This is a genomic window from Cupriavidus sp. YAF13 (genome assembly GCF_052113425.1).
Classification (GTDB): Bacteria; Pseudomonadota; Gammaproteobacteria; order Burkholderiales; family Burkholderiaceae; genus Cupriavidus.
Genome location: NZ_JBFRDD010000006.1, coordinates 83,409 through 95,546 on the forward strand (window position 1 = coordinate 83,409; position 12,138 = coordinate 95,546).

A 12,138-nucleotide genomic window follows, 5' to 3' on the forward strand; every position below is an offset into this window, starting at 1 on the left:
ACATGCGCATTCTGTTTATTACCGACCCGCTGGACACCTTCAAGACCTACAAGGATTCGACCTACGCCATGATGGTGGAGGCGGTCGAGCGCGGCCATGAGTTGTTTGCCTGCCTGCAGTCGCAACTGTCGCTGTCGGCCCATCAGGTCGAGGCGGTGGTGCGCCCGCTGCAGCTGACGGGCGACGCCCATGACTGGTACCGTGCGGGCGAGCCCGGCCTGCAGCCACTGACCGGCTTCGATGCGATCGTGATGCGCAAGGATCCGCCCTTCGACATGGAGTACGTGACCAGCACCTGGCTGCTGGAGCTGGCCGAGTCGCAGGGCGCCAATGTGTTCAACAAGCCGCAGGCGATCCGCGACCATTCCGAAAAGCTGGCGATTGCCCGCTATCCCGAATACATCACGCCAACCCTGGTCACCCGTGACGCGGATCGTATTCGCGCGTTCCACGCCGAGCATCGTGATGTGATTTTAAAGCCTCTTGATGGCATGGGCGGGATGGGGATCTTCCGGGTTGGCGCGGATGGCCTGAATCTTGGCGCCATCATCGAGACGCTGGGGGAAAACGGTGCGCGCACCCTGATGGTGCAACGTTATATTCCCGAGATCAAAGACGGCGACAAGCGCATCCTGCTGATTGGCGGCGTGCCCGTGCCGTACTCGCTGGCGCGTATTCCCAAGGACGGCGAAGTGCGCGGCAACCTGGCGGCGGGCGGCACCGGCCGCGCCCAGGCGCTCTCGGCGCGCGATCGCGAGATCGCCGAGGCGCTGGCCCCGGGCCTGTGGGAACAAGGCCTGCTGCTGGTTGGGCTGGACGTGATCGGCGACTACCTGACCGAGGTCAATGTGACCAGCCCGACGTGCTTCCAGGAAATCACGCAGCAGACCGGGTTCCAGGTGGCTGCCATGTTCATCGACGCCCTCGAGCACGCGGTACAGGCGCGTTCGCGCTGAATCACGGGCGGGCTGCCTGCTACAATCGCGTCAATCCAACGGATTCACCACCATGGCAGGCATCCTGATCATCGCGCACGCCCCGCTGGCTTCGGCATTGCGCGAGTGCGCCGCCCACGTCTACTGCGGCCAGCCCCAACGGCTCGAGGCGATCGACGTCATGCCAGACGCCGAGCCCGCCGCCGTGCTGGCCGAGGCCCGGCGCCGCCTGGCCGAAGTCTGCGAAGACAACGGCGCGCTGGTGTTGACCGACATCTTTGGCGCCACGCCGGCCAACATTGCCGCGCGCCTCGCCGAGCCGGGCCGCGTCAAGGTGCTTGCCGGCGTCAATCTTCCCATGCTGGTGCGCGCCATCTGCTACCGTGCCGAGAAACTCGACCAGCTCGCCCTCAAGGCGTTGGCAGGGGGCTCGCAGGGTGTACTGCAGGTAGGCTCCACCACCGTCCAGAACCAGATCGCAAATCATCCCGACAAATATGCTGCAGAGGGACACCAACATAATCAATAAGCTTGGGCTGCATGCCCGTGCTTCCGCCAAGCTGACGCAACTGGCGGGCAACTTCGTCAGTCAGGTCAAGATGTCGCGCAATGGTCGGCAGGTCGACGCCAAGAGCATCATGGGTGTGATGATGCTGGCCGCCGGCATCGGCTCCACCGTGACCATCGAGACCGACGGGCCCGATGAGCAAGAGGCCATGGACGCGTTGCTGGCGCTCATCGCCAATCGCTTCGGCGAAGGGGAGTAGGAGGCCGGGGGATGAAAGGCGGCGGCACCGAACGCCGCAGCGGGCCTGGCCGGGGCCGCATCGCCGCACATCCTGAAGCCGTTTCCAAGGTGGCTGGCCCTGGCCAGACTTTTTAAACGTTCCGGACGGAGCGGTACATGCCATTTGCCCTGCACGGCATCCCGGTTTCGCGCGGCGTCGCCATCGGGCGCGCGCATTTGCTGGCGCCTGCCGCGCTTGATGTCTCCCATTACCTGGTCGACGAAGACCGGCTTGATGCCGAGGTCGAGCGCTTGCGCTCGGCGCGTGYGGCGGTGCGGGCCGAGCTGGTCACGCTCAAGCGGGATCTGCCGCGCGAGGCGCCGGAAGAACTGGGCGCCTTCCTCGACGTGCATGCCATGATCCTCGATGACGAGGCGCTGGCGCGCGAGCCCGAGGCGCTGATCCGCAACCGGCGCTACAACGCCGAATGGGCGCTGACCACGCGGCTCGAAGAGCTGATGCGCCAGTTCGACGAAATCGAGGACGAATACCTGCGTGAACGCAAGGCGGACATCCGCCAGGTGGTCGAGCGCATCCTCAAGGTGCTGGCCGGCGCGGCCGTGCTGGCCCCGGCCCCGGTGCCACCTTCCTCTCTGGCTCCCGACGGCGAGCCCGCGCCCGGCGTGATCGTGGTCGCCCACGACATCTCGCCGGCCGACATGCTGCAGTTCCGCCACACCGTGTTCCACGGCTTTGTGACCGACCTTGGCGGACGCACTTCCCATACCGCCATCGTGGCGCGCAGCCTCGACATCCCCGCCGCCGTGGGCGTGCAGAGCGCCAGTGAGCTGATCCGCCAGGACGATTGGGTCATCATCGACGGCGATGCGGGCCTGGTCATCGTGGATCCGTCCGCGATCATCCTTGAGGAGTACCGCCACCGGCAGAGCGAGCGCGCGCTGGAAAAGAAGCGCCTGCAGCGCCTGCGCCATACGCCCGCGGTGACGCTGGACGGGCTCGAGATCGACCTGCTGGCCAATATCGAGATGGCGGAAGATGCCACCGCGGCGCTGACCGCGGGCGCGGTTGGCGTGGGCCTGTTCCGCTCCGAATTCCTGTTCATGAACCGGCGCGGCGAGCTGCCCGACGAGGAAGAGCAATTCGAGGCGTACCGCGGCGCCGTGGACGCCATGCACGGGCTGCCGGTCACGATCCGCACCATCGACATCGGCGCCGACAAGCCACTGGATGGCCGCGACGGCCGGGATGGCCGCGGCGACGATTTCGAGACGGCCCTCAATCCGGCGCTGGGCTTGCGCGCGATCCGCTGGTCGCTGTCCGAGCCGGCCATGTTCCTGACCCAGTTGCGCGCGCTGCTGCGTGCTTCGGCCTTTGGCCCGGTCCGGCTCCTGATCCCGATGCTGGCTCATGCCCGCGAGATCGACCAGACGCTGGACCTGATCGCGCAGGCCAAGCGCCAGCTCGACGCGCGCGGCCAGGCGTTCGACCCCAACATCAAGGTCGGGGCGATGATCGAGATCCCGGCCGCGGTGCTGATGCTGCCGCTGTTCCTGCGGCGCATGGATTTTCTCTCCATCGGCACCAATGACCTGATCCAGTACACGCTGGCCATCGACCGTGCCGACAATGCCGTCGCGCATCTCTACGACCCGCTGCACCCCGCGGTGCTGCAACTGATCGCCCGCACCATCCGCGAGGCCAACCGCGCTGGCGTGCCGGTGGCGGTGTGTGGGGAGATGGCCGGGGATCCCGCCATGACGCGCCTGCTGCTGGGCATGGGGCTGCGCGAGTTCTCGATGCATCCCTCGCAGTTGCTGCGGGTCAAGCAGGAAGTCCTGCATGCCGACTGCGAAAGACTGGAGCGGCTGGTGGAGCAGGTGCTGAGCGCTTACGAGCCGGAGGAGCTCGCCTGCGCGTTGAAACTGCTCTGACAACCCTGACTGCGTTAAGGTTTTTACGAAAATCCAACGCCGGCAGATGGTTTCCAGGTCTCTTTTTTGCTGGTTGTGACGTTCCCTGTCTCTGCAATCCCCGGGGTAAGTGCCGCGTTCTTGGCATGTACCCTTTGTGGCTTAATGGGAATTGTTATCATTTTCGATCTCTGATATTCTGGCGTACATCGCGGGTGACATGCCGGTGTCACCCCTCTCCCAAGGAGGGATTTGTGTACGTTTGCATCTGCAATCAGGTTACCGACCGAGAAATTCATGGCGCTGCGCATCTAGGCGTGTCCACGCTCGACGAGCTGGCTGAAACGCTGGGTGTTGGCACGTGCTGTGGCCGCTGTCGCGAATGCGCTCAACAGGTGCTTTGTGAAGGCGTCGCGGCGGTACGCAACGTCAAGGTCTCCACCATCCAGGTCGTGCCCATTTCTTCCTGTTCGTCATCGGGCCCACGTGCCATAATGGACACTCGGGACCCGGCAGTCGCGAACGACCAGCGCACTGAGCTGGTTGCTTAAACTCGCCCGCAACTTTCAGGTTGCGGCGCGTATTCGCTTGTTTTGACTGCCTGCGGCGCGCCTTGCGCCGCTTCGCGTTTTTGCGGGGGCCCGTTGCAACAAGGAGCCACCAATGAAAGGTGACAAGAAGGTCATCCAGCATCTGAACGCGCAGCTGAAGAACGAGCTGACCGCGATCAACCAATACTTCCTGCACGCTCGCATGTACCGCCACTGGGGCCTGAAGAAGCTCGGCGATATCGAGTACAAGGAATCCATTGGCGAGATGAAGCATGCCGATCGCCTGATCGATCGCATCCTGATGCTTGACGGCCTGCCCAATCTGCAGGACCTCAACAAGTTGCTGCTGGGCGAAGACACCCCGGAAATGCTCAAGTGCGACCTGAAGCTCGAGCAAGGCGCGCATGCCACCGTCAAGGAAGGCATTACGTATTGCGAATCGGTGGGCGACTACGTCAGCCGCGAGATCCTGGTCGAGATCCTGACCGATACCGAAGAGCACATCGAATTCCTCGAGACGCAGCTCGACCTGATCGACAAGGTTGGCCTGCCGAACTATCTGCAATCGCAGATGGAGCCGGGCGAGCAATAATCCGCCCAGCAGCCGGCCGCAAGTTCGCAAGAACCCAGTGGCCGCAACCGCGCGGCGCCACTCGGTGCTGCCGGTTCCGCCCGCATCCAGGCGGTAACCCTTATCATTCAGATTCCCATTCTTCCCTCAGCCTGACCGCCCTTGCCAGGGCCGATGCTTGCGCCAGCTTGAGCGCGATACGCCTATGCTGCGGAGAAGGGAGCCGAATCGGCATCGCACCACACTACACCACGCTAAACCAAACCAAACGACCGGAGCCAGCATCATGGCAGACCCGATCCGCCTGACGCAGTACAGCCATGGTGCCGGCTGCGGATGCAAGATTTCGCCGCAGGTGCTCGACGTGATCCTTGCCGGCAGCGGCAACCAGCATCTCGATCCGCGCCTGTGGGTCGGCAATGCCTCGCGCGACGATGCGGCGGTTTATGCGCTGGATGGGCTGGAAGCGGGCCGTGGCGTGGTGTCCACCACCGATTTCTTCATGCCGATCGTCGATGACCCGTTCGACTTCGGACGCATCGCCGCCACCAACGCCATCAGCGACATCTACGCCATGGGGGGCGATCCGCTGCTGGCCATCGCCATCCTCGGCTGGCCAGTCAAGCTGCTGCCGCCCGAGGTGGCGCGCGAGGTGGTGGCAGGTGGGCGCCGCGCCTGCGAGGAAGCGGGCATCCCGCTTGCCGGCGGGCATTCCATCGATGCGCCGGAGCCTATCTTCGGGCTTGCGGTGACTGGCGTGGTCGACCGCGCGCACCTGAAACGCAACGACACCGCGACCGCCGGCTGCCGGCTGTACCTGACCAAGCCGCTGGGCATCGGCGTGCTGACCACCGCCGAGAAGCAGGGCAAGCTGCGCGCCGAGGATATCCACCTGGCGCGCGACTGGATGTGCGTGCTCAATCGTCCCGGCAGCCGCTTCGGCAAGCTGGCCGGTGTGCGGGCCATGACGGATGTCACGGGCTTTGGCCTGCTCGGGCACCTTGTCGAGATGGCAGACGGCAGCCGCCTCACCGCGCGTCTTGACCACGCCGCCGTGCCGTTGCTGCCGGAAGTGCTGCGCTACGTCGAGGCCGGTTGCGTGCCAGGCGGCACCCAGCGCAACTTCGATAGCTACGGCGCGCGAATTGGCGCGGGGATCGGCAACCAGGGTGGCGCGTTGAGCGAGGTGCAGCGCGCCTTGCTGTGCGATCCGCAGACCAGCGGAGGCTTGCTGGTGGCGGTCGAGCCTGCTGGCGAGGCCGCATTCCATGGCGCTTGCGCGGAGTTTGGCCTGGCACTGGCGCCGGTCGGCGAGTTCGTCGAGCAGGGCCGGTATGCCGTCGAGGTGATCTGATGCGCGAGGACACGGCCGACTTTCGCCAGCTCTTTGTGTCCGGTGCGCCGCTGCTCGATGCGCGCGCGCCGGTGGAGTTCGCGCGCGGCGCGTTTCCAGGCGCGGTTAACCTGCCGCTGATGGACGATGCCGAGCGGCACCAGGTTGGCTTGTGCTATGAGGAGCAAGGGCCGCAGGCCGCGCTCGCGCTAGGCCACCAGTTGGTGACCGGCGAAATCCGCGCGGCGCGAACCGCGGGCTGGGCGACTTTTGCGCGGGCGCATCCCGACGGCTACCTGTATTGCTTCCGCGGCGGCCTGCGCTCGCAGATCGTGCAGCAATGGCTGCGCGAGGACGCCGGTATCGCTTATCCGCGTGTGACGGGCGGCTACAAGGCGATGCGCAGCTTCCTGATCGAGACCCTCGATGCGGCCGCCGCTGAATGCAGCTTGCTGGTGCTGGGCGGTATGACCGGGAGCGGCAAGACTGAGCTGATCACCGAGCTGATCGCCGACCTGGTCACGGGCCCGAGCGGCAGCCGGGACGCCGCCATCGACCTGGAGGGCCTGGCTCGGCACCGCGGGTCCAGCTTTGGCCGGCGCACGGTAGCGCAGCCCACGCAGATCGATTTCGAGAATGGCCTGGCGATTTCGCTGCTGCGCCATCGCGCGGCCGGGCTGCCGGCGCTGGTGGTCGAGGACGAGGGGCGCTTCATCGGCGCGCGCAACCTGCCGCAGGCCTTCTACCAGGCGATTCAGCTAGCGCCACTGGTCTGGCTGGAGGAATCCTTCGAGGCGCGCGTGCGCCGCGTGCTGGAAGACTACGTGCTTGGCCTGTCGGGGGAGTTCATGGCGGCGCTGGGTGAGCAGGCGGGTTTCGCCGCTTACGCGGCGCGCCTGCGCGATGCCATGGCGGCCATTGCCAAGCGGCTCGGCGGTACGCGCTACGAGCGGCTCTCGGCCTTGCTGGACCAAGCGCTGGCGCGCCAGGAGGAAACGGGCGAGACCGACCTGCATCTGGGCTGGATCGCCTTGCTGCTGCAGCAATACTACGACCCGATGTACGCCTACCAGCGCGAACAGCGCGAGGCCAGGATCGTGTTCCGCGGCGAGCGCGCCGCGGTGCTGGCTTTCCTGCGTGAGCGCACCCGCGCCTGAACGCGCGCAGGCCGCCTAGGGGGCGGCTTGCGCGTGCGCGCCACCGCAGACTTCGCAATCGGCCACGCGCGCGAGGCGCATCGTGGTCCATTCCATGCCAAGCGCATCGACCATCAGCAGGCGGCCGGCCAGGGTGGTGCCGACGCCCATCAGCAGCTTGAGGGCCTCGGCCGCCTGCACCGTGCCCACCATTCCCACCAGCGGCGCGAACACGCCCATGGTGGCGCAAGCCACTTCCTGAGCCGGCTGCGAGGGCGGGAACAGGCAGGCATAGCAGGGCGCGCCTGGCTGGCGGCGGTCGAACACGCTGATCTGCCCGTCGAAGCGCAGGGCCGCGCCGGACACCAGGGGCACGCGGTGCTGCACGCAGGCGCGGTTGACGGCCTGGCGCGTGTCGAAGTTGTCGCAGCAATCGAGCACCACGTCGGCATCAGCCACCAGGCGCGCTAACTCCGCGGCGCCTACGCGCGCTTGCACCAGGCGCACGTCGATGCCCGGGTTGATGCGCAGCATGCCCTCCCGCGCCGATTCCACCTTGGGGCGTCCGACATTGGCGGTGGTGTGGATCACCTGGCGCTGCAGGTTGGTCAGGTCGACCACGTCGTCATCGACCACGGTGATGGTGCCCACGCCGGCCGAGGCCAGGTAGGGCAGGGCGGCAGCGCCCAGGCCGCCCGCGCCGATCACCAGCGCGTGGCTGGCGAGCAACCGGCTCTGGCCCTCGATGCCGAGTTCGTCGAGCAGGATATGCCGCGAATAGCGCAGCAGTTGATCGTCGTTCATGGCGTGCAATGCAAAAGCGGCCCCGCAGGGCCGCTGTTATTCATCAGGATTTCAGGGAGCCTTGCCGGTCGGCGTGCCCAGCGGCGTGCCCATCGGGGCGCTGGCCGGCGGCGCGCCGGCTGGTGCCTTGGTGGCCGGCTTGGCCGGGGTAGCCGCCTTGGCTGCCGCAGGCTTGGCCGGCTTGTCCGACGTGGCCACGGCTTCGAGCTTGGACTTGGAGCGCTTGACCGGCTGGCCTTCGAGCTGGGCAATGGCTTGCTGCAGCATGAAGTCCTCGGCCGAGCCGAACTCGATCGGCTTCTTCTTGCGTTCCTTGTCGCGCTCTTCCTGCGTCTTCTTGGCGTTTTCTTCCTCGAGGCGGCGCAGTTCCTCGACGCGGCGCTGTTCGCGCTCGTTCATCTCGGGCTCTTCCGATTCCTGCTTGTTGTGCAGGTGGCGCTCGGTGTCGATCTCGCGGGTGATCAGCGCGTCGTCAGGATCGCCTTCCGGGTTCTGGTCGACCGGGATGTCCGGGCGGATGCCCTTGGCCTGGATCGACTTGCCCGTCGGCGTGTAGTAGTACGCGATGGTCAGCTTGATGCCGGTGTCGTTGGTGAGCGGGCGCACGGTCTGCACCGAGCCCTTGCCGAACGTGGTCTTGCCCATGATCAGCGCGCGCTTGTGGTCTTGCAGCGCGCCGGCAACGATTTCGGAGGCCGACGCCGAGTAGGCGTTGGTCAACACCACCATCGGGATCTTTTTATACAGCGCCGGCAGGTCCTTGAGCGGATCGTCCTCGAGCGAGGACAGCCGGTAGTTGTTGAACGTGGTCTTGTAGACGCGCTTGGCATCGGGCACCTGGCCATTGGTCGAGACCACGGTCACGTCGTCGGGCAGGAAGGCTGCCGCCACGCCGACCGCGCCTTGCAGCACGCCGCCGCCGTTGTTGCGCAGGTCCAGGATCACGCCCTTCAGGTTGGGGTTCTTCTGGGCCAGTTCGTCCAGTTTCTTGCCCAGGTCGGCCACCGTGCGTTCCTGGAAGCTGGTCAGGCGGACCCAGGCGAGGCGGTCATTGTCGATCAGCTTGGCCTTGACCGACTGCACGCGGATCTCCGCGCGCGTGATCGACACCGGGAAGGTGCGCTCGTCGCTCTTGCGGTAGATGGTCAGCGTGACCTTGGTGCCCGGCTCGCCGCGCATGCGCTTGACGGCCTGCTCCAGCGGCAGGCCGCGCACGGGCTTGTCGTCGATGCGGGTGATCAGGTCGCCGGGCTGGATGCCGGCGCGGAAGGCGGGGGTGTCTTCGATCGGGTTGATCACCTTGACCAGCCCTTCTTCCTGCGAGATTTCGATCCCCAGGCCGGCGAAGCGTCCGCGCGTGCCTTCCTGCAGTTCCTTGAAGTCCTTCTCGTCCAGATAGGCCGAATGCGGATCCAGGCTGGCGACCATGCCTTTGATGGCTTCGGTCAGCAGCTTCTTGTCATCCACCGGCTCGACATATTCGCGCTTGATCTGGCCGAAGATGTCGGCCATCAAGCGCAACTGCTCCAGCGGCAGCGGCCCCGGCGAATTCTGCGCCGTGGCCGATAGTTGCAGCGTGGCGAGCACGCCGGCAACGAGTCCGGCAGTAACAAGACTGATGTTCTTGAGCGTCTTACGCATGAGGGCTGCCTGAACGTGTGAGGATTGTGCTGTGTCGGAGCCGGCCTGGCGCATCGCACCGGCCGGATTTGTCCGACAGTATAAGAGGGAGCGGCAAAAAAGGCCTGGTCCACTGCCTGAGGCGGCCGGGCGAGCCTCGCGGCGCGCGCCCGGCCTGGGCCTCAGTTTGCCTTGCCTTGGTTCGCCACGGCGGCCAGGGAGGCTGCGATTGCTTCCTGGTCGCCCAGGTAGTAATGACGCAGCGGGCGCAAGTCGGCGTCCAGCTCGTACACGAGCGGGGTGCCATTGGGGATGTTGATGCCAACGATGTCGTCATCCGAGATCTGGTCCAGGTATTTCACCAGCGCGCGGATGCTGTTGCCATGGGCGGCGATTACCACGCGCTTCCCCGCTTTGATGTCGGGGGCGATCGATTCGTTCCATAGCGGCAGCACGCGCTCGACCGTGTCCTTCAGGCATTCGGTCAGCGGAATCTGCTCGCGCGGCACTTGCGCGTAGCGCGGATCGTCGTAAGCCGCACGCGGATCGTCCACTTCGAGCACCGGCGGCGGGGTGTCGTAGCTGCGGCGCCATACCAGCACCTGCTCGTTGCCGAACTTGGCGGCGGTTTCGGCCTTGTTCAGGCCGGACAGCGCGCCATAGTGGCGTTCGTTCAGGCGCCATTCGTTCCGGACCGGAATCCACATCAGGTCCATTTCGTCCTGCACGTGCCACAGCGTGCGGATGGCACGCTTGAGCACCGAGGTGTACGCTACATCGAAGGCCAGCCCTGCCTCGCGCAGCAGCTTGCCGCCCAGCTTGGCCTGGGCCACGCCGGTGTCGGTGAGGTCGACGTCGACCCAGCCGGTGAAGCGGTTTTCGAGATTCCACGTGGATTCGCCGTGGCGGATGAGAACGAGTTTGTACATGCTGCTTCCAAAGCGTGAGAAACCTGTGTGCGCCCTGCCACATACCGCCGCACATGTGTCAACTAGGAGACAATAGCGGGTCGCGGGCGCCAAACCGTCTATTTTATAATGCCGCCGACTCAACCCACCGGAATGCCAACGTGAATTTCTTCGCCGACTACAACAACCTTGCCTTGATCGCCCTCGCCGTCGTGTCGGGCGGCCTGCTGGCGTGGCCCGCCATCTCGCGCGGAACCTCCGGCAAGACCGTCAACCCGGCCGCCGCTACCCAGCTGATCAACAAGCGCAATGCCGTGGTCGTGGATATCCGGGAAGCCACCGAATACGCCAAGGGCCACCTGCCGCAAGCCAAGAGTGCGCCACTTTCCGACCTGGCAAGCCGTGCCGCCAGCCTTGCAAAGGACAAGTCCGTCCCCATCATCGTCGTGTGCCAGACCGGCCAGCGCTCGGGCAAGGGTCAAGCAGCCCTGAAGGAAGCCGGTTACAGTGAGATCTATTCGCTCGAAGGCGGCCTTGCCGCCTGGCAGCAAGCCGGTCTGCCCGTCGTCAAGTAAGCGGCGCAGGCAAGCGGCGCCGGGGGCACGTCCTCCGTTGCCGCCGCTGCCCCGGCTTGCGAGCACCCGACCAACTTCCGGATTCCGTTTTTCAAGGAGATGCGCATGGCCCGCGTTGTAATGTACAGCACGGTAGTTTGTCCGTATTGCCAGATGGCCGAGCGCCTTCTGAAGGCCAAGGGCGTGGAGGCGATCGAGAAGATCCTGATCGACCGCGAGCCCGGCAAGCGCGAGGAAATGATGAGCCGCACCGGTCGCCGCACCGTGCCGCAGATCTACATCGACGAGACCCATGTCGGTGGCTTCGACGACCTCTCGGCGCTCGATCGCCAGGGCGGACTGGTGCCGCTGCTGGCAGCCTGACGCGCCGCCTGCCTCGCTGCGGGTGAATTCGCCACCCGCGTCATGTACCATATACGTTTTCCAACCGGGTGCCGACCCGGGCCGTGACCCTGGGCCAATCCCGCCCAGGGTGCCAATGTCCCGCACGCCTGGCCCCCAACGCCCATTTTTCCGGAAGCCTTTCATGAGCGACCAGCAGAACAATCAGCAGGAAGACCAGCCGTTCTTCAACATCCAGCGCGTGTACCTGAAGGACATGTCGCTCGAGCAGCCGAATTCGCCCGGCATCTTCCTCGAAACCGAAGCGCCGGCCGTGGAAGTGCAGGTGAACGTGGGTGCCTCGCAGCTCCAGGAAGGCATCTTCGAAGTCGTTGTGACCGGTACCGTGACCACCAAGGTGCAGGACAAGGTTGCCTTCCTGGTGGAAGCCCACCAGGCCGGCATCTTCGATATCCGCAACGTGCCGGTGGAGCAGCTCGACCCGCTGCTGGGCATTGCCTGCCCGACCATTCTCTACCCGTACCTGCGTAGCAATATCGCCGACGTGATCACCCGCGCCGGCTTCCAGGCCATTCATCTGTCGGAAATCAACTTCCAGGCCCTGTACGAACAGCGCCTGCAGGCCGCGATGGAAGAAGCGGAAACCGCACAAGGTGGCAACAGCGGCATCGTGATGCCCGACGGCAGCCAGGCTCGTCACTGAT

Annotated in this window: 14 protein-coding genes; 11 read left to right on the top strand and 3 right to left on the bottom strand. The window is 65.5% G+C overall.

The features are described from left to right. The first annotated feature begins 2 nt into the window (after nucleotides 1-2). The 8 genes from gshB (at nucleotide 3) to mnmH (ending at nucleotide 7,206) form a co-directional block, all read left to right on the top strand. The gene (gene gshB, locus AB4061_RS07145; RefSeq protein ID WP_441632247.1) at nucleotides 3-956 is read left to right on the top strand and encodes a glutathione synthase; all 954 of its coding nucleotides are present in this window, start codon (nucleotides 3-5) and stop codon (nucleotides 954-956) included. 52 nt (nucleotides 957-1,008) lie between these two features. Beyond that, the gene (locus AB4061_RS07150; RefSeq protein WP_150989660.1) at nucleotides 1,009-1,464 is read left to right on the top strand and encodes a PTS sugar transporter subunit IIA; all 456 of its coding nucleotides are present in this window, start codon (nucleotides 1,009-1,011) and stop codon (nucleotides 1,462-1,464) included. Continuing rightward, complete coding sequence (locus tag AB4061_RS07155) at nucleotides 1,433-1,702, top strand: HPr family phosphocarrier protein (protein ID WP_035861002.1); 270 nt, start codon at nucleotides 1,433-1,435, stop codon at nucleotides 1,700-1,702. The genes AB4061_RS07150 and AB4061_RS07155 overlap by 32 nt, the downstream gene beginning before the upstream one ends. A gap of 137 nt (nucleotides 1,703-1,839) precedes the next feature. Beyond that, a complete protein-coding gene (ptsP, locus tag AB4061_RS07160) occupies nucleotides 1,840-3,615 on the top strand; it encodes a phosphoenolpyruvate--protein phosphotransferase (RefSeq protein ID WP_441632250.1) in 1,776 nt (591 codons plus the stop codon). A gap of 233 nt (nucleotides 3,616-3,848) precedes the next feature. Then, nucleotides 3,849-4,145 carry a (2Fe-2S)-binding protein gene (locus tag AB4061_RS07165; protein ID WP_082054783.1) on the top strand — a complete coding sequence of 99 codons (297 nt, stop codon included), beginning with the start codon at nucleotides 3,849-3,851 and terminating at the stop codon, nucleotides 4,143-4,145. 112 nt (nucleotides 4,146-4,257) lie between these two features. Next, nucleotides 4,258-4,737, top strand: a complete 480-nt coding sequence (gene bfr / locus AB4061_RS07170) for a bacterioferritin (RefSeq protein ID WP_006159487.1) — start codon at nucleotides 4,258-4,260, stop codon at nucleotides 4,735-4,737. A gap of 265 nt (nucleotides 4,738-5,002) precedes the next feature. Next, nucleotides 5,003-6,070, top strand: a complete 1,068-nt coding sequence (selD, locus tag AB4061_RS07175) for a selenide, water dikinase SelD (protein ID WP_441632253.1) — start codon at nucleotides 5,003-5,005, stop codon at nucleotides 6,068-6,070. After that, nucleotides 6,070-7,206, top strand: coding sequence for a tRNA 2-selenouridine(34) synthase MnmH (mnmH, locus tag AB4061_RS07180; protein WP_441632255.1), 1,137 nt, complete (start codon nucleotides 6,070-6,072; stop codon nucleotides 7,204-7,206). Before selD ends, mnmH begins: the two co-directional genes overlap by 1 nt. A gap of 15 nt (nucleotides 7,207-7,221) precedes the next feature. Here mnmH and AB4061_RS07185 read toward each other — a convergent pair whose 3' ends face one another. The 3 genes from AB4061_RS07185 to gpmA form a co-directional block, all read right to left on the bottom strand. After that, on the bottom strand, nucleotides 7,222-7,989 hold the full coding sequence (locus AB4061_RS07185; RefSeq protein ID WP_441632257.1) for a HesA/MoeB/ThiF family protein: 768 nt from the start codon (nucleotides 7,987-7,989) through the stop codon (nucleotides 7,222-7,224). Nucleotides 7,990-8,040: 51 nt separating this feature from the next. Continuing rightward, nucleotides 8,041-9,630: a S41 family peptidase gene (locus AB4061_RS07190; RefSeq protein WP_441632259.1), complete on the bottom strand. Its 1,590-nt coding sequence runs from the start codon at nucleotides 9,628-9,630 to the stop codon at nucleotides 8,041-8,043. A 161-nt stretch (nucleotides 9,631-9,791) separates the two neighbouring features. Then, on the bottom strand, nucleotides 9,792-10,538 hold the full coding sequence (gene gpmA / locus AB4061_RS07195; protein WP_441632261.1) for a 2,3-diphosphoglycerate-dependent phosphoglycerate mutase: 747 nt from the start codon (nucleotides 10,536-10,538) through the stop codon (nucleotides 9,792-9,794). 140 nt (nucleotides 10,539-10,678) lie between these two features. Between gpmA and AB4061_RS07200 the strand changes: the two genes are divergently transcribed. From AB4061_RS07200 to secB, 3 genes are all read left to right on the top strand, one after another. After that, a complete protein-coding gene (locus AB4061_RS07200) occupies nucleotides 10,679-11,092 on the top strand; it encodes a rhodanese-like domain-containing protein (RefSeq protein ID WP_150989682.1) in 414 nt (137 codons plus the stop codon). A gap of 105 nt (nucleotides 11,093-11,197) precedes the next feature. Next, the gene (grxC, locus tag AB4061_RS07205; RefSeq protein ID WP_043343338.1) at nucleotides 11,198-11,455 is read left to right on the top strand and encodes a glutaredoxin 3; all 258 of its coding nucleotides are present in this window, start codon (nucleotides 11,198-11,200) and stop codon (nucleotides 11,453-11,455) included. 163 nt (nucleotides 11,456-11,618) lie between these two features. Further along, nucleotides 11,619-12,137, top strand: a complete 519-nt coding sequence (gene secB, locus AB4061_RS07210; RefSeq protein ID WP_043343340.1) for a protein-export chaperone SecB — start codon at nucleotides 11,619-11,621, stop codon at nucleotides 12,135-12,137. Nucleotide 12,138: the final 1 nt, after the last annotated feature.

What these genes read in the sequence shown, in the direction of transcription:
- gshB (WP_441632247.1), top strand. Translation starts at nt 3, where the DNA reads ATGCGCATTCTGTTTATTACCGACCCGCTGGACACCTTCAAGACCTAC.
- AB4061_RS07150 (WP_150989660.1), top strand. Translation starts at nt 1,009, where the DNA reads ATGGCAGGCATCCTGATCATCGCGCACGCCCCGCTGGCTTCGGCATTG.
- AB4061_RS07155 (WP_035861002.1), top strand. Translation starts at nt 1,433, where the DNA reads ATGCTGCAGAGGGACACCAACATAATCAATAAGCTTGGGCTGCATGCC.
- bfr (WP_006159487.1), top strand. Translation starts at nt 4,258, where the DNA reads ATGAAAGGTGACAAGAAGGTCATCCAGCATCTGAACGCGCAGCTGAAG.
- selD (WP_441632253.1), top strand. Translation starts at nt 5,003, where the DNA reads ATGGCAGACCCGATCCGCCTGACGCAGTACAGCCATGGTGCCGGCTGC.
- mnmH (WP_441632255.1), top strand. Translation starts at nt 6,070, where the DNA reads ATGCGCGAGGACACGGCCGACTTTCGCCAGCTCTTTGTGTCCGGTGCG.
- AB4061_RS07185 (WP_441632257.1), bottom strand. Translation starts at nt 7,989, where the DNA reads ATGAACGACGATCAACTGCTGCGCTATTCGCGGCATATCCTGCTCGAC.
- AB4061_RS07190 (WP_441632259.1), bottom strand. Translation starts at nt 9,630, where the DNA reads ATGCGTAAGACGCTCAAGAACATCAGTCTTGTTACTGCCGGACTCGTT.
- gpmA (WP_441632261.1), bottom strand. Translation starts at nt 10,538, where the DNA reads ATGTACAAACTCGTTCTCATCCGCCACGGCGAATCCACGTGGAATCTC.
- grxC (WP_043343338.1), top strand. Translation starts at nt 11,198, where the DNA reads ATGGCCCGCGTTGTAATGTACAGCACGGTAGTTTGTCCGTATTGCCAG.
- secB (WP_043343340.1), top strand. Translation starts at nt 11,619, where the DNA reads ATGAGCGACCAGCAGAACAATCAGCAGGAAGACCAGCCGTTCTTCAAC.